Below are 23,241 nucleotides of genomic sequence, written 5' to 3' on the forward strand. Positions count from 1 at the left end.
CACTTGCGCCGTCCCATGGCGCAGTCGCGATTGACCCCTACTCTGCCTTCACATAGGGTCCGCGCGATTTTCAAAACAGGTTAAGGCTCAGCCCCTTAACAGCCTGGTAATGGAGCGAATTCATGTCGAAGCCGGATCTGGCGAGCCTCGAAAAGACCATCGACAAGGCCTTCGAGGAGCGTGACGCGATTTCGACGGCGACCAGAGGCGAGACACGCGACGCCATCCAGTCGGCGCTCGATCTGCTCGACCGCGGCACCGCCCGCGTTGCCGAGCGCCAGGCCGATGGCCAGTGGCATGTCAACCAATGGCTGAAGAAAGCCGTCCTTTTGTCCTTCCGGCTGAACCCGATGGAGATCATCAAGGGCGGTCCCGGCCAGGCCGTGTGGTGGGACAAGGTGCCGTCGAAGTTCGACGGCTGGAGCGCCGTCGATTTCGAGAAGGCCGGTTTCCGCGCCGTGCCGTCGTCGATCGTGCGCCGCTCGGCCTATGTCGCGCCGGGCGCCGTGCTGATGCCGTCCTTCGTCAATGTCGGCGCCTATGTCGATTCGGGCACCATGGTCGATACCTGGGCTTCGGTGGGCTCCTGCGCCCAGATCGGCAAGAATGTGCACCTGTCGGGCGGCGTCGGCATCGGCGGCGTGCTGGAGCCGATGCAGGCCGGTCCCACCATCATCGAGGACAATTGCTTCATCGGCGCGCGCTCGGAAGTGGTCGAAGGCTGCATCGTGCGCGAGGGCTCGGTGCTCGGCATGGGCGTCTTCATTGGCCAGTCGACCAAGATCGTCGACCGCGCCACCGGCGAGATTTTCTACGGCGAAGTGCCGCCGAATTCCGTCGTCGTAGCCGGTTCGCTGCCGGGCAAGCCGTTTCCGAACAATGAGCCGGGTCCAAGCCTCTATTGCGCGGTCATCGTCAAGCGGGTCGATGCCAGGACCCGGTCCAAGACCTCGATCAACGAATTGCTGCGCGATTGATCTTTTTGGAAAGCGGGCGCACCTTCCGCCGGCGCGACGATCGGTCGCGCCGGTTCAACATGGAGGGTGGCATGGACTGGAGATGTCTGCTGACGAGCTTCGACGGCCGCATCGATCACGCCAAGTTCTGGGCCGGCATCGATATATTCATCGTCATCGGTATTGTTGCCTTCATTCTCGATGCGATTCTCGGCACGCGCTTCACGACCGCAGGCGGCGGCAGGATCGGCATCATCGGCATGCTCGTCGCGCTGGCGTCGATCTATTTCGCGATTGCTCTCTATGGAAAACGCTGGCACGACCGCGACAAGTCGGGCTGGTGGACGCTGATCGGTCTCAGCGTTCTCGAAGGCGCCCAGGGTGTCAATCAATATGGACGGGACCCGCTTGCCTGACAGATCCAACCTTACTTGGCTTTTCTTCAAGACATCGGGCCGCGTCAGCCGCGCGGCCTATTTTCTTGGTGGGCTGCTCGTGGCCATCATCCAGGCCTTCCCGCTCTATCGTTTCACGCTGGTGCCGGAAGGCTCGCCCGAGAGCAACATGTGGTCGTTCGTCTTCTTCATCGCCTTCGTCGCCTCGCTGTGGTCGAACATCGCACTGGCGGTGAAGCGGCTGCACGACCTCGACAAGCCCGGCATCGCGGCGTTGATCCTGTTCGTGCCGGTCGTCTCGATCGTCGCCTTCGTCGTGCTTTGCCTGTTTCCGGGCAAGCCCGGACCCAACCGCTATGGCAAGCGCACCAATGCACCGGCCGAACCCTGAGCGCCCATCATCGCGATGCGCTACTGACGGTATGCATGAAAATGAAGGCCTGATCCGCGTCGCCTGAATTCATTCAGACGCGACGCGCTTCAGGCGCGGCGACCTGATCCGCGCCGAAACCGGGCGATCCGCGGCCGGCCGCTTCCGCTTCACGCACCAGGGCGATGATTCGTCGGACCGTCGGCGCCGGCGTGCCCGCTTCTTGCGCCAGGCGAAGAACGGCGCCTTGCAAATCGCCGATCTCCGTCGGCCGGCCGCGCTGCAGATCGTCCCACATGGAGGAACGCGCCTCCGGGTCGATGGCCAGCATCCGCCGCGCCAGCAGCCTGAATAGCCAATCGGGGAGGCGGAGCACTATCGGCAACAGCGCCGGCCGCAAGCCGGCGATCCGCGCCGGCTCGATGCCCGACGCCTTCATGGCCTGGAGCGCCTCGTCGATCTGTCTTGCCAGGATCAGCCGCCAGCGCCGGTCGGCAAGCTCGCTCGCCAGCGGCAGGCCCGAAAGCGCCACCAGCGCATTGTTCAAATTCATCAAAAGCTTGCCCCACAGCACGGCTTTCATGTCGGCATGGACTTCAACCCGGAACCCTTCGACGCCGATAAGGCTGATCAGACCGGCATCGCTGTCCTCGATCATGACCTTGCCGTCGCTGGCGCGGTGGACACGCAGCGGTAATTCGCCGTCGGCCGATTGCACGACATTGAACGGCACCATGCCGGCCAGCACTGGTCGCCCGCCGACACCGGCGCGCAGCCTGTCGGCATTGTCGATGCCGTTCTGCAGGCTCACCACCACGGCGTCCGGCGGGGCGTGGGCGGCGATGAGCGCAGCCATCTCCCGCGTCGCGCCGCTCTTGACGGTGACCAGGATCACGTCCGCCTGCGGCAAGGCAGCGGCTGGTTCGGTGGTGACGGCAAGCGCTTGCGGCTCGAGGCCTCGATCGCGGCCCTCAAGGTCGCTGATCCGCAATCCGCCTTGCCGCAGAGCCGCCTCGACGCGCGGCCGGGCCAGCAGGATGACCTTGCGCCCGGCGAGCGCCAGACAGCCGCCGGCATAGCAGCCGATGCTGCCGGCGCCGGCAATGACGATTCTCTTGCCCCCGTTTGCCATCCTGTCGCTCCGCACCGGGCCCACGACTATACGACATGAAAACCATAATGTCGGCGGTATCGCCGGTCATAGGACTGGCCCCTACGTCTGGCCGTGACAGGCCTTCAGCTTTCGACTATCGCTTTTGCCATGACGCTGCCGACCGATCCCGCCGCAAACCTCGCCGCCCTCATCCGTTGCGCCTCCGTGACGCCGGCCGAAGGCGGTGCGCTGACCGCGTTGCAGACGATGCTGGAACCGCTCGGCTTCCTCGTCGATCGCCCGGTGTTTTCGGAAGACGGCACGCCCGATATCGAGAACCTTTATGCCAGGCGCTCCGGCAATGGCCCTCATCTGATGTTCGCCGGACACACCGACGTGGTGCCGGTCGGCGACGAAGCCGCCTGGACGCATCCGCCCTTCGGCGCCGAGATCGCCAATGGCGAGATGTATGGCCGGGGTGCGGTCGACATGAAGGGCGGCATCGCCTGTTTCATCGCCGCGGTAGCGCGCCATGTCGAGGCGAATGGCGGCCCGAAGGGCTCGGTCTCGCTGCTGATCACCGGCGACGAGGAAGGCCCGGCCATCAACGGTACCACGAAGCTGCTCGAATGGGCGGCTTCCAGGGGCGAGAAATGGGATGCATCGATCGTCGGCGAGCCGACCAACCCGGCTGCGCTCGGCGACATGATAAAAATCGGCCGGCGCGGCTCGCTGTCGGGCGACGTCATCGTCAATGGCCGCCAGGGCCATGTCGCTTACCCCTTGCTTGCCGACAATCCGGTACGCGGGCTGATGAGCCTGATCGATGCTTTGCTGCATCCCGTCTTCGATGAGGGCACGAAGGATTTCCAGCCGACCAATCTGGAGGTGACATCCATCGACGTAGGCAACCCGGCCACCAACGTCATTCCAGCAAAGGCAACCGCCACCTTCAACATCCGCTTCAATGACAGCTGGACCGCCGAGACCATACAGGCCGAAATCCACAACCGTCTCGACCAGGCGGCAGGCCGCAAGAAATACCGGCCCGGCAAGGAGATGCCGGTCGACTACGAACTCGTCTGGCGCGACAGACCGAGCCATGTCTTCCTGACCCGCGACGACAGGCTGATCGAGACATTGAGCGGCTCGGTCAAGACGGTAGTCGGCAGAGCGCCGGCGCTGTCCACCTCCGGCGGCACGTCGGATGCGCGCTTCATCAAGGACTATTGCCCGGTGGTCGAATTCGGCCTGGTCGGCAAGACCATGCACATGGTCGACGAGCGCGTCGCCCTTGCCGATCTCGAGACGCTGACGCAAATCTATCAGCGCTTCATCGAAGACTGGTTCGGACAGGACTGAGCAGCATGCTTTCGGCGGACGAGACCCAAGTTTCGCTGACCGGCGCCTGGCGACTGATGCTCGGCAGGGCCGATGGCCTGCGTCTGCTCGACCTGTCTGCCGATGGTTTCTGGAATTCCTTTTTCGCCATCGTCGTCGCGGCGCCGGCATTGATCGTCGGCTGGGTCGGCATCGCCAACGAGATCGGCGATCCCGATGCCTTCGCGGGCCGCTTCAGCATGCTGTTGCGGCTGGCGACAGTCGATATCGGTTCCTGGGTGCTGCCTCTGGTCGCACTCGCTCTGGTCGCGCCGCGCGCCGGCATCGGCGGCCGCTTCGTGCACTATGTCGTGGCCTCGAACTGGGCTTCGGCCATCACCGCCTGGCTGATGCTGCCGTCCGCGCTGATCAGGCTTTTCCTGACCTCGGCGAGCCAGATCTCCAGCCTTGTGTCGCTGCTGTTGTTCGCGCTGTCGATGGTGCTGACCTGGCGCATGACCAACGCGACCATCGGCAGGGGGGCCGCAATCGGGACCGCTGTCTTCGTTGGCATGTTCATCGCTTCGCTGATCGTGCTGTTCGGGCTGCAGGCGCTGCTTGGCATCACGGTTCCGGACACCGGAGCTCAGAGCCTTTCGGGACTCTATCCGGGATAATCGACGCCGATCAGAAAAAGCCCGTCGGGCGGCGCCACCTGGCCGCAGGCGGCGCGGTCGTGCGCCTCGAGCGCCGCCTTGAGATCGCCGGCCGTCCATGCGCCTTCGCCGACGCGCTTGAGCGAGCCGACCATCGAGCGCACCTGGTTGTGCAGGAAGGAACGCGCCGAGGCTCTGACTTCGATCATGTCGCCCGAACGGCTGACGTCAAGACGGTCGAGCGTGCGCACCGGGCTCTCGGCCTGGCATTGCGTGGAACGGAAGGTGGTGAAATCATGCCGCCCGAGCAGCACTTTGGCTGCTTCGTGCATGGCAGCGGCGCCAAGCTGCTTCGGCACCCACCATACCTTGCCCTTTTCCAGCGCCGAGGGCGCGCGCCGGTTGAGGATGCGGTAGAGGTAGTGACGGCCGATAGCCGAGAAGCGGGCATCGAAGCCGTCGACGACGGTCGTGGCTTTCAAGATCGCGATGCGATTGCCCGCGCCCTGCAGATGCGCGTTGACGGCATCGCGCACCTTGTCGTCCGGCCAAGCCTTGGCCAGGTCGACATGCGCCACCTGGGCCGTCGCATGCACGCCCGCATCGGTACGGCCGGCAGCGCGCAAGCGGACCTGCTGGCCGCAGAATTTTTCGATCGCCTGCTCGATCGCCTGCTGCACCGTAGGCTGGTCCGCCTGGTGCTGCCAGCCGGCAAACAGGCTGCCGTCATATTCGATGTCGAGGCGAAAACGCGGCATGTCGGGCGGCTATACGCCTAGGCGGCGAGTGCGGTGAAGGCTGAGGCGTAGACCAGCCGGCCGGTTTCGGGAGCGTCGCCCCAGGCCAGCGCCTGCAGCGCCTCGCCCTGGTATTCACTCTCGAATCCTTCGGCGCGCGCGTGGCTGTAGCCGAAACGGCCGTAATAGGTGGGATCGCCCAGCACCACGGCCAGCATCTCGCCGGCGTCGCGCAGGCGGATGTGAGCCTCGCGGATCAGCGCGCCACCAATGCCGGTGCCGTGAAAGGACGGCTCCACCGCCAGCGGCGCCAGTGCCACCGCCGGGCAATCCTTGCCGCCGGTGCGGACGAAAAGACGCGAAAACAGGATGTGGCCAACCACCTGCCCGTCTTCTTCCGCCACCAGTTCGACAACGGCGTCGCCGCCGGAAACCAGCGCGTCAACCAGCCCGGCTTCCGCCTGCTGGCCGAAAGCGTGTTCCTCGACGAGGCGGATGGCCTCGCGATCCCGCGGCGTCGCCGCGCGTATCGACATCATGCTCATGACAGTTTCATTCCTTTTTCGATCTTGGTCCCGCGCAGGAATTCTTGCGCGGCGGCGGGCCTTCCGCCCGCCCGTTGAACTTCGACCAGCCGGATCGCGCCCGCTCCGCAGGCGATCGTCAGGCGGTCGTCGAGAATTCCTCCCGGTTCGCCCACACCTTGCGCAAGCGTCGAGCGAAGCAGTTTCAGCCGTTCCACCCGGCCACCAATTTCAACCTCGCACCAGGCGCCGGGGAAGGGCGACAGGCCGCGAATGTTATTGTGGACTTCGGCCGCGGGTCGCGTCCAATCCACGTGCGTCTCGGATTTACCGATCTTTTTGGCATAGGTCACCCCCTCAACCGCTTGGGCGGTGAAGGCCAGGCCATTCCTTTCCAGCCGCGCCAGCGCTTCCACGATCAGTGCGGCGCTGACGCTCATCAATCGATCATGCAGATCGCCGGCGGTCATATCGGGTTCGATGACGCATTTTTCAACCAGCCCCACCGGGCCGGTGTCGAGGCCTTCTTCCATGCGCATGACCATCATGCCGGTTTCGCTGTCTCCCGCCATGATCGCCCGCTGGATGGGCGCCGCACCGCGCCACCGCGGCAACAGCGAGGCATGGCCGTTGATGCAGCCCAGTTGCGGCGCCTCAAGAACCGCCCTGGGCAGCAGCAGGCCATAAGCCACGACCACGCCGATATCGGCTTGCAGCGCGCGAAAAGCTGCCTGTTCGGCCTCGCCCTTGAGCGACGTCGGCGTGCGCGTCTCGATGCCCAGCCGTTCCGCCTCGCGCTGTACCGGCGACAGTGTCAGCTCAAGGCCGCGCCGGCCGGCGGCTCGCGGCGGCTGGGTGTAGACGGCCGCGACCTCATGTCCGGCATCGGCAATCGCGCGCAATGTCGGCACCGAAAACTCCGGCGTCCCCATGAAAATGACGCGAAGGGGCATTGTCCCCTATCCCACCAGCTTGCCCGGAGCCTTGTCCTTGGCCAGCTTCTTGAACTTCTTCACCACCATGTCGCGCTTCAGCTTCGAAATGTGGTCGATGAACAGCACGCCGTTGAGATGGTCGATCTCATGCTGCAGGCAGGTTGCCATCAGCCCCTCGGCCTCCATCTCCTGCAGCTTGCCGTCGCGGTCGAGATACTTGACCCGCACGGAAGCCGGGCGTTCGACCTCGGCATAATAGTCGGGAATCGACAGGCAGCCTTCCTCGTAGACGGAGCGCTGGTCGGCGCTTTCCAGGATTTCGGGATTGATGAAGACATGCGGCGCCGGCGTCTCGTCCTCCTTGGCGAGGTCGATCACCAGCATGCGCAGCGGCTCGCCGATCTGGATCGCGGCCAGCCCGATGCCGGGCGCGTCATACATGGTCGCCAGCATGTCGTCGGCCAGTTTGCGCAAGGGCGCGTCGACGCGCTCCACCGGCTTGGAAACCTGGCGCAGGATGGGGTCGGGAAGAATGATGAGCGGCTTGATCGGCATGGCGTCTCACCTAAGACCTTGAATAAAGGGCGTCAACCGGTACGCCGGGGGATCGTTCACGTTTTGATCTGTGCTGGCCGGCCGAATCGTCTATGCTGTGTGCATGAACGACCTGACATCCATCCTTTCGGAACCTGTCGCCCGGCTTGGCGCGACCACGATCACGCTCGGCCATGCGCTGGCGTTCGGGGCCTTTGTGTTTCTTGGCCTGTTCGTGGCGCTTGTCGTCGCGCTGTGGCGCTCGGCCAAGGCGCGCGCCGTGGCCGCTGCCGAAGCCGCCGACCATGCCCGCGACGCCGAGGCGCGGATGGCCGGCATATTGCAAAGCCAAGCCGAGATGCAGGGCCGCATGGGCGCCATCGCGGAAGTCTTCGGCGCGCGGCAGGCGGAACTGACGCAATCGATCGGCCAGCGCCTCGATGCCATGACCGGCCGCCTCGGCCAGACCATGACCGAGCAAACCAAATCCACTCATGAGAGCCTGGCCAAATTGCAGGAGCGGCTGGCCGTCATCGACACCGCGCAAGGCAACATCCAGTCGCTCGCCGGCCAGGTCGTGCAATTGCAGGCGATCCTCTCCAACAAGCAGACGCGCGGCGCCTTCGGCCAGTCGCGCATGGAAGCGATCGTCGCCGACGGTCTGCCGCACGGCGCCTACGAGTTCCAGGCGACCTTGTCCAACGGCAGCCGTCCCGATTGCCTGGTGAAGATGCCCAACGGCGCGCCGGCGCTTGCCGTCGACGCCAAGTTTCCGCTGGAAGCCTGGAACGCCATCCGCGCCGCCGAAGGCGCCGAACAGCAGAAGGTCGCGTCGCAGGCCTTCCGCCGCGACATCGAGGTGCATGTCCGCGATATCGCGGATAAATATCTGATCCAGGGCGAGACGCAGGATACCGCCTTCATGTTCGTGCCGTCGGAATCGGTGTTTGCCGAGATCCACGAAAATTTCGAGGCGGTGGTGCAGAAGGCGCACCGCGCCCGCGTCGTCATCGTCTCGCCGTCGCTCCTGATGCTGTCGATCCAGGTCATCCAGGCGATCCTGAAGGATGCCCGTATGCGCGAGCAGGCACACCTGATCCAGGGCGAGGTGATCCGGCTGATGGAGGATGTTTCGCGCGTCGACGAGCGGGTGCGCAAATTGCAGGGCCATTTTGCCCAGTCGGCCAAGGATATAGACGACATCCTCGTCTCGACGTCGAAGGTGACCAAACGCGGCCAGAAGATCGAAGCTCTGGAGTTTGGGGCGCAGCCCGGAGGCGATGCCGACCCTGACATGGCGTCACCAGCCCCTGCGAAGCCGGAACCCGGCCCGCGCGTTGTCGATTCCCCACGCGTTGCCGATTCAAAGACCGGCCAGCTCAGGCTGAGGGTCGTCGAAGGCGACGAATGAGGCGCCGCACCGGACGGCGCTACTGCTCCTCCACTGTGGTCATGCCGTGAAATTCAGGTAGCCAGTGAAGCGCCGAGCGGTGCCATTTTTGCAGTGTCGGAATCAAATCCTGGCGTTGCCGCGCGGTTCCCACTCGAATGCCGTAGACCTTTGGGCCATCTCCGACCGACGTGGCGTAAAGGTGCGAACCGCAGTCGGCGCAAAAGGCCTGGACGCGCTTGGCGCCGCTTGCCACGGTCTTGATGTAGACCTTCGGTGTACCCTTTGTGATCCGGTAGTGATCTTCAGGCGCCGGAACGGTGACGCGAAAGGCCGTACCGGTCAACTGTTGGCAATCGGTACAATGGCAGATCGAGGTCTTTTCCGGTTCGACCTCCGCCTCATAGGTGATGGCACCACAATGACAGCCGCCGTCGATCTTCATAATCAGTCCTCCAAAACTCGATCGGCTGATTTTAGCGGCGCAGCGGCGCAAGGCAACGACGCGACGCTGATCCAGAGGCATGATCCCGAGGAATGGAACGCGGGTTTCGAGGCTATGCTCAAAGTCTACTCGGATGCTGATTCGATCAGCTTGCGTCGCTGTTCCCAGGTGCCTGACGTCTGCGGCTTGACGAACAGCCGGGTGATCTCGGGCATTTCCTTCCTTAGCCGCGCTTCGAGGCGCTCGACGCAGGCTTCGATTTCCGGCGCCGACAGATGGTCCTCGAATTCGATGCTCAGGCCGGCAACGATTTCTTCCGGCCCCAGGTGGACCGTCAGGACGCCGTTCGCCCGCTGCACCGCCGGATCCTGCTGCGCGATCGCCAGCACTTCTTTCTGCACCGCGGGCGAAGCAGGCTCGCCGATGAGCAGCCCCTTGCTCTCGCGCGCCAGGAAGGCCGCGGTCGCACCCAGGATCAGCGCAATGCCGATCGAGGCGGCGCCGTCCAGTTCCGGCATCTCGAAAATCTCCGCCGCCAATATGCCGGCAAAGGCGACGATCAGGCCGAGAAGCGCGGCACTGTCCTCGAACAGCACTGTGTAGACGCTTGGATCCTTGCTCGATTGCACGGCCTGCAGCCAGCCCTGCTGGCCCTTCTGCCGGCGGAATTCCCTCAGCGCCACCAGCCATGAGCTGCCCTCGAACAGAAACGACAGGCCGAGCACGATGTAGTTGACCCTGACATTGGCGGCCGGTTCGGGCGCAATGATGTGCGTCACGCCTTCGTAGAACGATACGCCGGCGCCGAGCGCGAAGACGAGAAGCGCCACGATGAAGCTCCAGAAGTAGAGCTCGCGGCCATGGCCGAGCGGATGCGCGCGGGTGGCCGGGCGTGCGGCGCGATGCATGCCATAAAGCAGCAGGCTACCATTGCCGGTATCGACCAGCGAATGCACGCCTTCCGAAAACATCGCCGAACTGCCGGTGAAGAAGGCTGCGACGAATTTGGTCAGCGCGATCGCGAGATTGCCGGCGAGCGCCGCGTAGATGACCGTTCGAGAGCCGCCATGCCCCGCCATTGCTTCCCTGTCGTCCTGTCCGACACGCGAAGTCTAGAGTAATTGCAGGAAAAGTGGGAGCCGATTTCCTTGAGATCATGCTGCGGGCCCGCCGAAATTCCGCGGCCATCGCGACGCACCAACACCCCGTCCGTTCAAGTCGCTGCGCGCCGGTTCGGATTCATAAGGCCGCCGAAACAGGTTGCCGGTTTTCGCGGCCGTCACCGCGAACGGCCCTTGCCTACAGGCATTTCTCTTGTTTCACTTCACTTCCCGCAACTGGAGGAACGAATCATGGCAAAAGGTGCGATGAAGGCAGGCAAGGAGGCCCGCAAGCCAAAGAAGGACGCCAAGAAGCCGGCCGCTGCTCCCACGCTCAAGGCGCCGCCGGTCAAGGCAACGAGGCTCAAGGAAAAATAGTCGCGTGCCTCGGATGGAGTTCGCCGGCGGCGTTCGGAACACCGCCGGCAGTTTGTTGATCGGGCGTTAAGACACCCTATATCTGGTGCGGGGACGACCCCACATCTCCTGAAATCCGGTCGGGACGACCCGCCCACTGTCTGATAGGGCATCGGCTGCCGCGGTGCTCGGTCGATCGCGCATTGCATCGTCCTGAACGGACGTCGGTGCGATGCTTGGATGGAGCGTTCCCCATGTCATGGATTTTTCTGTTTTTCGCCGGCCTGTTCGAGATCGGCTGGGCAATCGGCCTCAAATATACCGACGGATTCACCCGCCTCGTCCCGACCGTGCTCACGGTCGCCTCGATGATCGTCAGCCTCACGCTGCTTGGACTGGCGCTGAAAGCGCTGCCCGTCGGCACCGCCTATGCGGTGTGGACCGGCATCGGCACGGTCGGCACGGCGCTGCTCGGTATCTGGCTGCTCGGCGAGCCGGCGACCGTCATCAGGCTCGCCTGCATCGCACTCATCGTCTGTGGCATTATGGGGCTGAAATTCGCGGCGTAAAGCAATCCAGGAAAGGTGCGAAGCGGTTTTCCGTCCGGAATTGCGTCGAAGCAAACAGAGCAATTCCGCGAAAGTCGCATCACGAACGGCGTCGGCAATCGCATGAATTGGCGCGCGGACAAACGCATGCAGGGCCGCTTCGCAGCGACCCTGATCCTCGAAGCAGATTGCTCCGGCGGTCTGAGGCTAGCGGCCGGTAAAGCCTGGCGGTGTCCTGCCGGTGCGCGCCTTGCGCGCCGCATAGCGCGCGTCGCGCTTCGCCTTGCGCTCGGCCTCGTCGGCCAGCAGACGCGCGATACGCTCGGCCTCTTCGGCTTCCCGAATCCTGGCTTCCGCCTGCGCCGCCTCTTCGGCCGCGATCCGCGCGGCTTCGGCTGCGGCCTCGCGCTCGGCCTTCTCGATTGCCTCGCGTGCCAGCCTTTCCTGCTTCAGCCTCGCCTTCTCGGCCTCGCGTATCTCACGCGCCGCAAGGATAGCCTTGCGTTCGGCCTGTCGCGCCAGCACTGCGGGATCGTCCGCCGCCGGTTTTGACTTGAAGCGCTCCAGAAGCGCCTTCTTTGCCTCGTTCGCGGCGTTGCGCCGCTCGAAAATGTCTTTTTCCCTGTAGATAGCCAAGTCCACTTCCCTGAAGTCAATTCGCGACGCTTACATACGCGCGAAAACCGGGAGTTCAAGCGCCAAAACGGTATGCCAGCCATGAAATTCCGTGCTGTTGCAGCCGGGAGACGCCTTCGCGGCCGAAACGGACACGCACTGTTCGCAGTCAGACCCTCTGGTGGTGATACGGGCTGATCGCTACCTCTAGCGCGAAAATCAAACGCCAGGATGACACCAGATGGAACTCGGTCTCTACACTTTCGCCGACGTCAGCCCGCAGCCGGGCCCCGGCGCAATCGGCCCGCACGAGCGGCTGCGCAACCTGATCGAGGAGATCGAACTGGCCGATCAGGTCGGCCTTGACGTTTTCGGCCTCGGCGAGCATCACCGGCCGGACTATGCCGCGTCCGCGCCTGTCGTGGCTCTGGCCGCGGCGGCCGAGCACACCAAACGCATAAAACTGACCAGCGCCGTCACTGTCCTGTCCTCGGACGATCCGGTCCGCGTCTTCCAGCAATTCGCCACGCTCGACCTTCTTTCCGGCGGCCGGGCCGAAATCATGGCCGGGCGCGGCTCGTTCATCGAGTCCTTTCCGCTGTTCGGCTACAATCTTGAGGATTATGACGAGCTGTTCGCCGAAAAGCTCGACCTGCTGCTCGCCATCCGCGATCAGGTGAAGATCACCTGGTCGGGCAATCTGCGCGCGCCGATCAACGATCGCGGCGTCTACCCGCGCCCCTTGCAGGAAAAACTGCCGATCTGGATCGCCATCGGCGGCACGCCGCAGTCCGCCGCCCGCGCGGGCGCGCTCGGCCTGCCGCTGGCGCTCGCCATCATCGGCGGCGAGCCGGCGCGGTTCGCGCCGCTGTTTGACCTCTACCGCGAGGCCGCCAGGCGCGCGGGCGCCGATCCGAAGGGTCTTGCCACCAGCATCAACGTCCACGGCTTCATCGCCGACACGACCGAGAAGGCGGCCGACGATTTCTATGGCCCACAGGCCGAGGTGATGAACCGCATCGGCTGCGAGCGCGGCTGGGGTCCGACCTCGCGGGCGCATTTCGACCAGTCACGCGGCCCGAGCGGCGCCTTGTTCGTCGGCAATCCCGAGCAGGTGGCCGAGAAGATCGTCACCCAGCACAAGATCTTCGGCAACGACCGCTTCCTGCTGCAGATGGCGATCGGCATCATGCCGCATGCCAAGATCATGAAGGCGATTGAACTCTACGGCACCAGGGTGGCGCCGATCGTGCGCAAGGAAACGGCTGACGCCGTCCCGGCCCCGGCGCCTGCCGCGTAGTGTTGCACTTCCGCGAAAAATTGCGCGGGAACAATAACCGCGACGGCGGGCCTCGTGGGCTCGCCGTCAACGCCGGCTCACGGAACCTTGGACCGGCAGGGGCGTTTTCTCAGCGGTTGCGCCAATTGCGGTGCGCCGCCGAGGGACCGTGATGAAAGCTGACCCCACCGCTTCGGTCGCGGGCGTTTCCGAAGCAGAAGAGGCGCGCATCGCCGCCCGCGCCGACACGCATCTGATACGCTCGCTGCTCGTCGGCATCTTCATCTTCATGGCCATCTACGCGCTCTATTTCGCCCGTGCCTTCTTCATGCCGGTCATACTGGCCTTTCTGCTGGCATTGACGCTGACGCCGATCGTCAGGCTTCTGCGCAAGCGCGGCATACCCGAGGTGATTTCGGCGACGCTTCTGGTGCTTCTGTCCCTCTGCCTCTTCGCCAGCGCCGGCTACCTGCTGAGCGGCCCGGTGATCGATCTCATCAACAACACTTCGTCGATCGGCCAGCGGCTGACCGAGCGGCTGGCGCATTTGCGGCCTCCGCTCGAGAGGATGATGGAGGTTACACATCAGATCGAAGGCCTCACCGAGACGTCGCAGGAACCGGGCATACAGAAAGTCGCGGTAGCCCAGTCTGGCTTCCTGTCGTCGGCGGCCTCAAACATTCTTTCGGCGGGAACAAGCCTGACCATCATCTTCGTGCTGTCGCTGTTCCTGCTCGCTTCAGGCACGATGTTCTATGAAAAGATCATCCAGTCCTTCGCCAGCCTCACCGAGAAGAAGCGGGCGCTGCGCGTCGTTTACGACGTGGAACGGGAAATCTCGCACTATCTGCTCACCGTCACCATCATCAATATCGGCCTCGGCACGATCATTGGCCTTGGTCTGTGGGCACTCGGCATGCCCAACCCGCTCGTCTGGGGCGCCACGGCCGCTCTGCTTAATTTCCTGCCCTATGTCGGCGCCATGATCACGCTCATCGTGGTCACGATCATCGCGCTGATCAGCTTCGACACGATCTCCTATGCGTTGTTGGCGCCTGCCTTCCTGCTTTTGTGCGACATCGTCGAAGGCCAATTCGTAACGCCGATGGTTGTCGGCCGGCGGCTCGAGATCAACGCCGTGGCGATCTTCATCGCCATTGCCTTCTGGTCATGGCTATGGGGCTTTGTCGGCGCGCTGATGGCGGTGCCGCTGCTGGTCCTCATCAAGGTGTTCTGCGATCACTTCGACGGTCTGAGCCATGTCGGCAACTTCCTGGCGGCACAACATCTCTCGGCGGTGGAAGATGAGGCCACCGAGGAAGGTAAGGCTCCGGCATAAAGCCGCGCGTCTGGTTTGCGGCGCCTGGCTCGAATGCCTATATCCGGCCGGTCCAATGGCCGGTGCCCTTCCCATGAGCGATGCTTCCTTCGACCTCGACGACCGTTTCGCTCGCATCGGCCATGCCGGCTTGCGCGATGCGCGGCTGGGCGCGTCGCCAACATTTGCTGTCGACAGATCCGGGCTTGCATTTCCTGTCCATCATCGCGGCAGCCCCGCCGAGCAGAAGCGCATGGCCGCGGCCAGCGGATTTGCCGATGCGCTCGGGGGCGGCTTGGCATCCACATTCCCGACCGCACGGCCTTCGAGGCAGGGTGCTTGAGATAAACCTCGTGGAGACCTGACATGGCAGTCCTTTCCGTCCTCGACCTGTCGCCGATCGTCGAAGGCAGCGATGCCTCGCAGTCGCTGGCCAATTCGCTCGATCTTGCCTGCCATGCCGAGCGGCTGGGCTACAAGCGCTATTGGCTGGCCGAGCATCATAACATGCCGGGCATCGCAAGTGCCGCCACCTCGGTCGTCATTGCCCATGTCGCGGGCGGCACCAAGACTATTCGCGTTGGCGCCGGCGGCATCATGCTGCCCAATCACTCGCCGCTGGTCATCGCCGAGCAGTTCGGCACGCTGGCCGCCTTGTTCCCCGGCCGCATCGATCTCGGCCTCGGCAGGGCGCCCGGCACGGACATGAACACGGCGCGCGCCTTGCGCCGCAATCTCGAGGCCGGTGCCGACAATTTTCCGCAGGACGTCGTCGAGCTGATGGGCTATTTCCTGCCGGCGGAAGAGGGTCAGCGGCTGCGCGCCGTGCCGGGTGAAGGCCAGACCGTGCCGGTCTGGATCCTCGGCTCCAGCCTGTATGGCGCCCAGCTTGCCGCCATGCTCGGCCTGCCCTACGCCTTCGCTTCGCATTTCGCGCCGGCCGAGCTAGACCATGCGCTGGACATCTACCGCTCGCGCTTCCAGCCGTCGGAACAGCTCGACAAGCCCTATGTCATGCTCGGCCTCAACGTCTTTGCGGCGCCCACCGACACTGAGGCGCGGCTGCTGTTCACCTCGCTGCAGCAGGCTTTCGTCAATCTGCGCACCGGCCGCCCCGGAAAATTGCCGCCACCGGTCGAGAATTATGACCGCGACCTCGATCCGATGGCCAAGTCCATGCTAGGCCAGGCGCTGTCCTGCGCCGTCGTCGGCTCGCCGGAAACGGTGCGGCAAGGCATCGACGCCTTCGTTCGCCGCACCGGCGCCGACGAATTGATGGTCACCGCGCAGATATTCGATCATGCGGCTCGGGTGAGGTCCTTCGAAATCCTGGCCGACGCCCACAAATCGCTGTCGCAAGCGGCGTGAGATTTCCAGCTCGGCGCTTGCCGATAGCGATTCAACCGCTGAACCGCTCTACGCACTCACGCTCTGCGCCACCGCTCCCAGCGGTCGGCATGAATTGCGGATCATCAGCCGGCCTTTGAGCACCAGCTTGCGCGGCGGCGCGTCGCGATTTCCGGCAAGGCGGTCGAGCAGCAAATTGGCCGCCTGTTCGCCGATCGCCTGCACCGGCTGTGCCACCGTGGTCAGTTGCGGGACAAACACGTCCGACCACGGAAAATCGTCGAAACAGGCGATCGAAACATCTTCCGGGCAGGACAGGCCGATATCGCGGATCGCCTTCATGGTGCCGATCACCATCGGATTGTTGGCGGAGAAGATCGCGCTCGGCCTGTCGTGCAGCGACAACAACTGCATGGCCGCGTTGTAGCCGTCGATCTCGTGAAAATTGCCGGAGCGTACCAGCTCTTCGGCGACCGGCAGGCCGGCTGCCTGAAGCGCTTCGCGATATCCGGCCATGCGATCATGCATCGGTGAGATATCCGACGTTCCGGTGATGTAGCCGATGCGCCGGTGCCCGAGATGGATCAGGTAGGTGATGGCGTCGAACACGGCGCGCTGGTTGTCGAGCACCACGGCATCCGTGTCGACGCCGTCGCAGATGCGGTCAAGCAGGACGACCGGCACGTTGGCGTCGTCGACGATGCGCTTGAGGATCGTCCCATCGCCGACGCGCGCCACGATCAGCCCGTCGACCATACGGTCGAGCAGCAGCCTGATCTGGTCGTCCTGGGTGTTGAGGTCCTCGTCCGTGCAGCACAGCATGACCGCATAGCCGGCGCGGTCGAAGGCCTGCTGGATGACTGACACGACATCGGTGAAGAACGGATTGGTGATGTGCGGGACAGTCAATCCGATGGTGCGCGTTGTGCCCATTTTCAGGCTGCGGGCGATCGCATTGCGCTTGTAGCCGATATCGCGGATCGCCTGCTCGATGCGCTGGCTGAGCTCCGGACTGACGGTCGCCGTGCCGTTGATCAGCGCCGAAACCGTGGCGACCGACACGCGCGCCGCTTCGGCCACGTGAAGCATGGTCGGCGCCGTCGATTTTCGCTGCCTTGTCTGCCTTGACCTTGCCATTTTCGAAACGTTTCGCCGCCTCTCTATGCATCATACCTACGGAATATCGCGGTTTTTCGCAAGAATTGAAATGAGCCAATCTCACGTCACCAGATAGAAGCTTGACAGGATCGAAACGTTTAGAATAGCGTTCATGAGGGTCAGACGACGACGGAAGGGAGGCCGCCTTTGTCATGGAGCACGGAAATTCCATCGCGCGTCGGGATGTTGCGGCGGATCGTTCGGATGTCGTCCTAAGCGCCGAGCACGTATCCAAGAGCTTCGGCGGCATTGCCGCCTTGGTCGACGTCGGTTTCGAGTTGCGACGCGGCGAAGTCCACGCCTTGATGGGCGAGAACGGCGCCGGCAAGTCGACGCTGATGAAGATCCTTTCCGGTGTCTACACGGGTTATGAAGGCACGGTTCGCGTCGACGGCGTAGCCGCGAATTTTGCCGGCGTGCGCGACGCCGAGGCCGCCGGCATTGCCATCATCCACCAGGAGCTCAATCTGGTTCCCGAACTCAGCGTCGCCGACAACATCTTTCTCGGACGCGAGAAGCTGATCGCCGGGCTGATCGTCGACCGCAAGGCGAGCAGCCGCGCCGCCAGCGCCCTTCTGCAGCGGCTGGGCATCGAGCTCGACCCGGAAGCCCGTGTCGGCACCTTGCGCGTCGGCGAACAGCAACTGGTCGAGATCGCCAAGGCGCTGTCGATGTCGGCGCGCATCCTGATCATGGACGAGCCGACCTCGGCGCTTTCTCCAGCCGAATGCCAGAGGCTGTTCCGCATCATCCGCCAGCTTGCCGACAGCGGCGTCGCCATCGTCTACATCTCGCACCGCATCGACGAGGTCATGCACCTGGCGGGCAGGGTCACTGTGTTTCGCGACGGACGCCACGTGCTGACGCGGCCGATGGGCGAGCTCGACGAGAACGCCATCATTTCGGCAATGGTCGGGCGAGACCTGCTGGCCTCCTCGGAAGAGGAGCGCCGTTCCGGCGGCGAAATCGTGCTTTCCGTCGAGAACCTGTCGCTGACGAAACCCGACGCCCATGGCTGGCGCACCGTGATCGACGGAGTCAGCCTCGAACTCGCCGAAGGCGAGATCCTTGGCATTGGCGGGCTGCTGGGTTCAGGGCGCACCGAAATCCTGGAGGCGATCTTCGGCTCGAGCGATGGCCGCACCGGCGGCGAGATCCGGCTCGACGGCGCGCCGGTCGAGATCCGCTCGCCGCGCGATGCCAGGCGCCTCGGCATTGCGCTGGTGACCGAGGACCGCAAGACCCAAGGCCTGCATCTCCAGGCTTCCATTACAGACAACGTCGCATTGCCGCTGGTCGGATCGCTGGCGCGCTTCGGCATCCGTTCGCTGGCCGGCGAACAGGAGCTGGCGCGCCACGCGGTCCGGGCGCTCGGCATACGCTGCGAGGACATCGACCAGCCAGCCGGCACGTTGTCGGGCGGCAACCAGCAGAAGGTCGTCATCGGCAAATGGCTGGCGACACGGCCGCGCGTGCTTCTTCTCGACGAGCCGACGCGCGGCATCGACGTCGGCGCCAAGCGCGAGATCTACGATCTCATCTTCAAGCTTGCGCGCGACGGGCTGGCTATTGCCGTCATCAGCTCCGAATTGCCGGAACTGCTGTACCTCTCCGACCGCATTCTGGTGATGGCCGATGGCCGCCAGACCGGCATCCTTTCCCGCGATGCGGCGAGCGAGGAGGCCATCATGCGTCTCGCCGCGCCGCGCCGCACGATTTCGAGACCTGCCGCATGACCGCCTTGAAACTCCTGTCCCGCACCAAGCTCTATTGGGGCCTCATCGCCATCTTCCTGATCGGCGTGCTGGGCTCGCCGGTCAGCTCCAAGGGCAACAACATCTTCCTGTCCTACGGCAATCTGCTCGACGTGCTGCGCCAGGTGTCGACCACCGGCCTGATCGCCACCGGCATGACGGCGGTGATCATCACCGGCGGCATCGATCTTTCGGTCGGCTCGCTGATGGCAATCTGTTCGGTGGTCTGCGCCATGCTGCTGACGGTTCCGGGCGTGACGCCGGGAGTGGTGCTTGGCGTGCCCACCGTCGCCGTGGTGGCGCTCTGTCTCGGCTTCATCGTCACCCGCTTCATTTTCCTCAATCTTGAAAAGTCGCGCGCCGGCGCCGATGCCTCGCGCGACGCAAGGCTGGACCGCGCCCGCGGCCTGGTCACGCCGGCAATCGTCGGCGTGGTCCTGTGCTGTCTTTCCCTGTGGTACCTGCTGCCGCAGGTCGAGCCCAAATTCGGCGTCCTCGGCGTGCTGCTGGTCGCGCCATGCGTGGGCCTGCTGTTCGGTGCGCTCAACGGCTTCATCATCGTTGCCGGGCGGCTGCAGCCCTTCATCGTCACCCTGGCGATGATGGTGACGGCGTTGGGCATCGCCCGGCTGACCGCCGGCCAGAACAATGCTGTGCTGCCGGTCTATACCGGCTCGAACGCCACCGAGGATTTCGAGCTGCTGCGCTCGATGGTGTTCGGCGTCATTCCGATGCCAGGCCTGTTCTTCCTCGGCGCCATCCTGATCTATGGCGCGGTGCTGCGCTTCACGCCGTTCGGCCGCTATGTCTACGCCATCGGCGGCAATGAGGAGGCGGCCAGGCTTTCCGGCATCGCCGCCGGCCGGGTCAAGATCGTCACCTACGCCGTTTCGGGCCTGCTCGCCGGCATTGCCGCGGTGCTCTATGTCGCGCAGTACCGGCAAGGCAAGCCCGATGCCGGCGCCGGCCTGGAGCTCGACGCCATCGCCGCCGTGGTCATCGGCGGCACCAGCCTGATGGGTGGGCGCGGCAGCCTCACGGGGACATTCTGCGGCGTGCTGATCTTCGGGCTGCTGTCCAACATATTGCAGCTCCACAACATCAATTCGAACCTTCAGCTGGTGCTGAAGGGGATGATCATCATCGGCACAGTGCTCGTGCAGGAGCGCAATGCCGGTGATCTCCTAGCCTATCTGCGCCTGCCCGGAGCGGCGCACAAGGAAACGGCCGCGGCAAAACGGCCGTCGCAAGAGACCCGGTCTCTCAATCTCGGAGGAAACAAGAAATGAAACGACGTGACACGCTGAAGCTTGCCGCCCTTGGCGCGGCATTGCTGACCACCACCGCGCTGCTCTCCACCGGCCACGCCATGGCCCAGGACAAGAAGTGGAAGATCGGCTTCTCGCAGGTGACGACCATCGAGCCTTGGCGCGCGCAGTTCAACAAGGACATACTGGCTGAGGCCGCCAAGCACCCCGAGGTCGAGCTAATCATCACCGACGGCGAGGATAAGACCGAGAAGCAGGTTGCCGATGTCGAGAACCTGATCCGCCAGGAGGTCGATGCGCTCTTGGTGTCGCCGAAGGAATCGGCCGGCCTGACCGGCGTCGTGCAGCAGGCGATCGACGCCAAGATCCCGGTCTTCGTGCTCGACCGCAATGTCGACACCAAGGACTACACCCAGTTCGTCGGCGGCGACAACAAGCTGATCGGCCGCGCGGCCGGCGAATATGCCGTCGAGCTGCTCGGCGGCAAGGGCAAGGCATCGGGCAATGTCGTCGAGATCTGGGGCGGCATGGGCACCCAGCCGGCGCATGACCGCCATGACGGCTTCCATGAGTTCACCGACAAGGAGCCGGGCATCAAGTACCTGCTCGACCAGCAGTCGGGCGACTGGAAGCAGGACCAGGCCTATAATCTGATGGCCAACGCGCTGAAGAGCAACGAGAAGATCGATCTCGTCTACGGCCACAACGACCCGATGGCCTATGGCGCCTATCTTGCCGCCAAGGATGTCGGCCGCGAGAAGGACATCAAGTTCATCGGCATCGACGGCCTGCCCAACGAAGGCGTGCAGATGGTGAACAAGGGCGAGCTGACGGCGACCTTCACCTATGTCACCCCGGGCGCCGAGGGCCTTCGGCAGGCGATCAAGTTCCTCAATGGCGAGAAGGTCGAAAAGACCATCACCTTGCCGACGCAGAAGATCACCAAGGAAAACGCCGCCCAGGTGCTGAAGGACAACGGCCTCTGAGATTTCGCCGGAGATAAGCGCCGGCCCAAGGTCCAGGTTCTTCGTCCCAGGACAGCTTAGCGCCTTCCTCTCCCCCGTCGATCGGGGGAGAGGTGTCGAGCGAAGCTCGACGGAGTGGGGTCGACCCTTGGCGCGGTGCAGGAAGATTCTTGCGCCCTGGTCCCCTCTCAATATCCGTCGTCGGCGGTGGCCAGGTGGTTCCCCTCCGGAGGGAGAGGAAAGGACCTCGTCGTCGGCCCCTACGCCAATTTCGCCAGCAGCCTCATGAAGGTGGCGATCTCCCTGGCCGTGAGCGGTGCCAAGGTTTCCTCGGTAATCTCGCGCGCCAGCGGGATCAGGCGTTCGATCGCCTCGCGCCCTTCGGCGGTCAAATTGACCAGCAGCCGCCTCTTGTCGCCCTCGTGCTTGGAAAGCTCGACAAGGCCGCGCGCCTTCAGCCGGTCGATCACGCCCTTCACCGTCGCCGCATCCATGGCGATCAGCGTGCCGAGCTGGTTCTGCGAAGTCTCGCCGACATCGCGCAGCTTGGCCAATGCCGCGAATTGCGGTGGCGTCAGGTCGCCGATATGGGCAGCGAAGATCGAGACGTGGCGCTGATGCGCCTTGCGCAGGATGAAGCCGACCTGCTCCTGCAGGTGGTAGTCCTGATCGTCCGCCTCCTCGACCTCGACCAGCTTCAGCAGATTGTCCTCGCCGCTCACCGCAGCCCGTCCCATGCCTTGATGTCGTCGGCGGCCAGGCCGCCCATGCGATTGTGCACGCGCGGACCGCAGGTCATGGCGAGGCAGAACAGGATCTCGTCGGGACGCGGTCCGTCGCTGACGCCGACTTCCATCGCATCGAAATGGCTGCGCACATAGGCCGCGTTGATGTGGCCGAGAGGCACATCCAGCCGCGAGCCGAAGGCGCCGACCTTCTTGGCCGACGGCACGATCGCCTTGGCGTCGCCGAGCCGCTCGCGCATGGCGTAGCCGCCCGGCACATGCCAAAGCGCGCCATGCTCGAGTTCGCCCGAGATGCCGACGAGGGCGCCTTTGCCATAGCCGTCGATCTGCTTCACGTCGCCACCCAATGCCGCGATCAGCCGGTCGGCAAGCAGCAGGCCAAGCGGCTTCAGATCGTCCATGGCGCTCTGCAACTCCTCGACATAGCGCCCGGCGAACGGGTTCTTCACCAGTGCCATGGCGGCGGCACGGCGGCGCGGCACCTTGGCCACCGGCCCGCCCTCATGAAAGATCTCTTCGGTCAGCACCACGATCTTGCGGATCGGAAACTCAGGCATGGGCAACTTCCTTCCCTGGACTTTTGTCGGGCGCGGCAAGCGCCATTGAGCCCTCGATGCGGGTCTGGCCGGCGAGGAATAGCGCCGACGCGGCGATCAGTCCCCTGCGGCGGAAATCTTCGGCGACGGCAAGTCCGCTGTCCAGCGCCGTGGCAATCTCTTTGGCAGAAAGCGGCCCGACCTCTTGCGTCACCAGCCTGTCGCCAAGGTCGTTGTCCGGCGCCAGATCACGCGCGGGCACACGCCGAATAGCGGGATGGTTGGCCAAGTCGACGGCATTGGCGATCAGGGTCGCCGCGGCATCGGCCTCTGCGCCGGTCCTCGCCAGCACGGTGACGGCGTCGGCGATGCCCAGGGAAAACGAGCGCCCGCGCCAGCCACTGGTGGCAACGCCTTGCACGCCGTCCTCGGCGCTGATGACGATGCGGTCGGCAAGGCCATGGCCGGTGCCGGCAATGGCAAGAGTGATCGACTGGCCGGCACCGAGATGAAGCGCGCTGTCGCCACCGTTGTTGACATAGGCGCGATCGAGTTTTCGCCCAGCAATCAGTGCGGCAAGTATTTCGTCGGCTACCGAACCGGCGACGGCTGCCATCGGCGTGATGAAGTCGTCCGCCAATGGGGTAACTGCCGCTTCCATGCGCCGCGCCGTCGAGCCGGCGAAGGCGCGCGGGCGCAACGTGGCCGGCCGGCGCAACTCGGGCAATTCCTCCACCAGTTCCGGCAGGATGGTCTGGAATCGCGCCACGGCCTGCTCATAAGCTCGCCGGCATTCGCCTGGTGTCCCAAAGGCCTCGACGATCAGGTCGATCGGCCCGTGATTGAGGTGTAGCCGCCTGCCATCCCCGAGCCAATGCGCTTGCGGGCCGTTCAT

General features: G+C 64.3%; 27 protein-coding genes. 15 read left to right on the forward strand and 12 right to left on the reverse strand.

Annotated elements, in window-relative coordinates:
• Positions 1–122 precede the first annotated feature (122 nt).
• From dapD to FJ959_RS04240, 3 genes are all read left to right on the forward strand, one after another.
• The gene (gene dapD, locus FJ959_RS04230; protein WP_140491451.1) at positions 123–977 is read left to right on the forward strand and encodes a 2,3,4,5-tetrahydropyridine-2,6-dicarboxylate N-succinyltransferase; all 855 of its coding nucleotides are present in this window, start codon (positions 123–125) and stop codon (positions 975–977) included.
• A gap of 71 nt (positions 978–1,048) precedes the next feature.
• Entirely contained in the window at positions 1,049–1,372 is a 324-nt protein-coding gene (locus FJ959_RS04235) for a DUF805 domain-containing protein (protein ID WP_140559068.1), read from the forward strand.
• The gene (locus FJ959_RS04240; RefSeq protein WP_224519055.1) at positions 1,365–1,742 is read left to right on the forward strand and encodes a DUF805 domain-containing protein; all 378 of its coding nucleotides are present in this window, start codon (positions 1,365–1,367) and stop codon (positions 1,740–1,742) included. Before FJ959_RS04235 ends, FJ959_RS04240 begins: the two co-directional genes overlap by 8 nt.
• 73 nt (positions 1,743–1,815) lie before the next feature.
• Here FJ959_RS04240 and FJ959_RS04245 read toward each other — a convergent pair whose 3' ends face one another.
• Entirely contained in the window at positions 1,816–2,853 is a 1,038-nt protein-coding gene (locus FJ959_RS04245; RefSeq protein WP_140628646.1) for a 2-dehydropantoate 2-reductase, read from the reverse strand.
• Positions 2,854–2,982: 129 nt separating this feature from the next.
• Between FJ959_RS04245 and dapE the strand changes: the two genes are divergently transcribed.
• Together dapE and FJ959_RS04255 are read left to right on the forward strand one after the other, a co-directional pair.
• Positions 2,983–4,176, forward strand: a complete 1,194-nt coding sequence (gene dapE / locus FJ959_RS04250; protein WP_140563653.1) for a succinyl-diaminopimelate desuccinylase — start codon at positions 2,983–2,985, stop codon at positions 4,174–4,176.
• 5 nt (positions 4,177–4,181) lie between these two features.
• Complete coding sequence (locus tag FJ959_RS04255; protein WP_140514320.1) at positions 4,182–4,811, forward strand: transporter; 630 nt, start codon at positions 4,182–4,184, stop codon at positions 4,809–4,811.
• Here the strand turns inward: FJ959_RS04255 and truA are convergent.
• Genes truA through def form a run of 4 tightly spaced genes read right to left on the reverse strand, consistent with a single transcriptional unit; the run spans position 4,799 to position 7,541 of the window.
• Positions 4,799–5,548: a tRNA pseudouridine(38-40) synthase TruA gene (gene truA / locus FJ959_RS04260; RefSeq protein ID WP_140628649.1), complete on the reverse strand. Its 750-nt coding sequence runs from the start codon at positions 5,546–5,548 to the stop codon at positions 4,799–4,801. The two genes, FJ959_RS04255 and truA, sit on opposite strands and share 13 nt — an antisense overlap.
• 17 nt (positions 5,549–5,565) lie before the next feature.
• Positions 5,566–6,072, reverse strand: coding sequence for an N-acetyltransferase (locus tag FJ959_RS04265; RefSeq protein WP_140628651.1), 507 nt, complete (start codon positions 6,070–6,072; stop codon positions 5,566–5,568).
• Positions 6,069–7,004 carry a methionyl-tRNA formyltransferase gene (fmt, locus tag FJ959_RS04270; protein ID WP_140491435.1) on the reverse strand — a complete coding sequence of 312 codons (936 nt, stop codon included), beginning with the start codon at positions 7,002–7,004 and terminating at the stop codon, positions 6,069–6,071. The genes FJ959_RS04265 and fmt overlap by 4 nt, the downstream gene beginning before the upstream one ends.
• A gap of 6 nt (positions 7,005–7,010) precedes the next feature.
• Positions 7,011–7,541, reverse strand: coding sequence for a peptide deformylase (gene def, locus FJ959_RS04275; protein WP_056573548.1), 531 nt, complete (start codon positions 7,539–7,541; stop codon positions 7,011–7,013).
• A gap of 103 nt (positions 7,542–7,644) precedes the next feature.
• On the opposite strand from def, the gene FJ959_RS04280 reads away from it, so the two are divergent.
• The gene (locus FJ959_RS04280; protein ID WP_140491433.1) at positions 7,645–8,931 is read left to right on the forward strand and encodes a DNA recombination protein RmuC; all 1,287 of its coding nucleotides are present in this window, start codon (positions 7,645–7,647) and stop codon (positions 8,929–8,931) included.
• A gap of 19 nt (positions 8,932–8,950) precedes the next feature.
• On the opposite strand, the gene FJ959_RS04285 is transcribed toward FJ959_RS04280, so the two are convergent.
• Both FJ959_RS04285 and FJ959_RS04290 read right to left on the reverse strand, forming a co-directional pair.
• Positions 8,951–9,355 carry a GFA family protein gene (locus FJ959_RS04285; RefSeq protein WP_140491431.1) on the reverse strand — a complete coding sequence of 135 codons (405 nt, stop codon included), beginning with the start codon at positions 9,353–9,355 and terminating at the stop codon, positions 8,951–8,953.
• A 125-nt stretch (positions 9,356–9,480) separates the two neighbouring features.
• Positions 9,481–10,434: a cation diffusion facilitator family transporter gene (locus tag FJ959_RS04290; protein ID WP_140628654.1), complete on the reverse strand. Its 954-nt coding sequence runs from the start codon at positions 10,432–10,434 to the stop codon at positions 9,481–9,483.
• 273 nt (positions 10,435–10,707) lie between these two features.
• On the opposite strand from FJ959_RS04290, the gene FJ959_RS32450 reads away from it, so the two are divergent.
• Both FJ959_RS32450 and sugE read left to right on the forward strand, forming a co-directional pair.
• Positions 10,708–10,833, forward strand: a complete 126-nt coding sequence (locus FJ959_RS32450; protein ID WP_140491427.1) for a hypothetical protein — start codon at positions 10,708–10,710, stop codon at positions 10,831–10,833.
• Between the two features lie 233 nt (positions 10,834–11,066).
• Positions 11,067–11,381 carry a quaternary ammonium compound efflux SMR transporter SugE gene (gene sugE / locus FJ959_RS04300; RefSeq protein WP_140491423.1) on the forward strand — a complete coding sequence of 105 codons (315 nt, stop codon included), beginning with the start codon at positions 11,067–11,069 and terminating at the stop codon, positions 11,379–11,381.
• Positions 11,382–11,567: 186 nt separating this feature from the next.
• Here the strand turns inward: sugE and FJ959_RS04305 are convergent, their stop codons facing one another.
• Positions 11,568–11,996: a DUF6481 family protein gene (locus FJ959_RS04305; protein ID WP_140551615.1), complete on the reverse strand. Its 429-nt coding sequence runs from the start codon at positions 11,994–11,996 to the stop codon at positions 11,568–11,570.
• 220 nt (positions 11,997–12,216) lie between these two features.
• Between FJ959_RS04305 and FJ959_RS04310 the strand changes: the two genes are divergently transcribed.
• From FJ959_RS04310 to FJ959_RS04325, 4 genes are all read left to right on the forward strand, one after another.
• A complete protein-coding gene (locus tag FJ959_RS04310; RefSeq protein WP_140628657.1) occupies positions 12,217–13,275 on the forward strand; it encodes an LLM class flavin-dependent oxidoreductase in 1,059 nt (352 codons plus the stop codon).
• Positions 13,276–13,426: 151 nt separating this feature from the next.
• On the forward strand, positions 13,427–14,593 hold the full coding sequence (locus FJ959_RS04315) for an AI-2E family transporter (protein ID WP_140491417.1): 1,167 nt from the start codon (positions 13,427–13,429) through the stop codon (positions 14,591–14,593).
• Between the two features lie 73 nt (positions 14,594–14,666).
• Positions 14,667–14,915 carry a hypothetical protein gene (locus FJ959_RS04320; RefSeq protein ID WP_140628659.1) on the forward strand — a complete coding sequence of 83 codons (249 nt, stop codon included), beginning with the start codon at positions 14,667–14,669 and terminating at the stop codon, positions 14,913–14,915.
• Between the two features lie 23 nt (positions 14,916–14,938).
• A complete protein-coding gene (locus tag FJ959_RS04325) occupies positions 14,939–15,940 on the forward strand; it encodes an LLM class flavin-dependent oxidoreductase (protein WP_140628662.1) in 1,002 nt (333 codons plus the stop codon).
• 48 nt (positions 15,941–15,988) lie between these two features.
• On the opposite strand, the gene FJ959_RS04330 is transcribed toward FJ959_RS04325, so the two are convergent.
• A complete protein-coding gene (locus FJ959_RS04330) occupies positions 15,989–17,008 on the reverse strand; it encodes a LacI family DNA-binding transcriptional regulator (protein WP_140491411.1) in 1,020 nt (339 codons plus the stop codon).
• A gap of 221 nt (positions 17,009–17,229) precedes the next feature.
• On the opposite strand from FJ959_RS04330, the gene FJ959_RS04335 reads away from it, so the two are divergent.
• Genes FJ959_RS04335 through FJ959_RS04345 form a run of 3 tightly spaced genes read left to right on the forward strand, consistent with a single transcriptional unit; the run spans position 17,230 to position 21,085 of the window.
• On the forward strand, positions 17,230–18,813 hold the full coding sequence (locus tag FJ959_RS04335) for a sugar ABC transporter ATP-binding protein (protein ID WP_140628665.1): 1,584 nt from the start codon (positions 17,230–17,232) through the stop codon (positions 18,811–18,813).
• Entirely contained in the window at positions 18,810–20,120 is a 1,311-nt protein-coding gene (locus tag FJ959_RS04340) for an ABC transporter permease (RefSeq protein WP_140491407.1), read from the forward strand. Before FJ959_RS04335 ends, FJ959_RS04340 begins: the two co-directional genes overlap by 4 nt.
• Complete coding sequence (locus tag FJ959_RS04345) at positions 20,117–21,085, forward strand: substrate-binding domain-containing protein (protein ID WP_140491405.1); 969 nt, start codon at positions 20,117–20,119, stop codon at positions 21,083–21,085. The genes FJ959_RS04340 and FJ959_RS04345 overlap by 4 nt, the downstream gene beginning before the upstream one ends.
• Positions 21,086–21,324: 239 nt before the next feature.
• On the opposite strand, the gene FJ959_RS04350 is transcribed toward FJ959_RS04345, so the two are convergent.
• From FJ959_RS04350 to FJ959_RS04360, 3 genes are read right to left on the reverse strand one after another with little or no spacing between them, the layout of a single operon-like run.
• On the reverse strand, positions 21,325–21,786 hold the full coding sequence (locus FJ959_RS04350; protein WP_140628830.1) for a MarR family transcriptional regulator: 462 nt from the start codon (positions 21,784–21,786) through the stop codon (positions 21,325–21,327).
• On the reverse strand, positions 21,783–22,367 hold the full coding sequence (locus FJ959_RS04355; RefSeq protein WP_140554625.1) for an amino acid synthesis family protein: 585 nt from the start codon (positions 22,365–22,367) through the stop codon (positions 21,783–21,785). Before FJ959_RS04355 ends, FJ959_RS04350 begins: the two co-directional genes overlap by 4 nt.
• A complete protein-coding gene (locus tag FJ959_RS04360; protein ID WP_140628833.1) occupies positions 22,360–23,241 on the reverse strand; it encodes a UPF0280 family protein in 882 nt (293 codons plus the stop codon). The genes FJ959_RS04355 and FJ959_RS04360 overlap by 8 nt, the downstream gene beginning before the upstream one ends.

The organism is Mesorhizobium sp. B2-2-4, assembly GCF_006442375.1.
GTDB lineage: Bacteria > Pseudomonadota > Alphaproteobacteria > Rhizobiales > Rhizobiaceae > Mesorhizobium.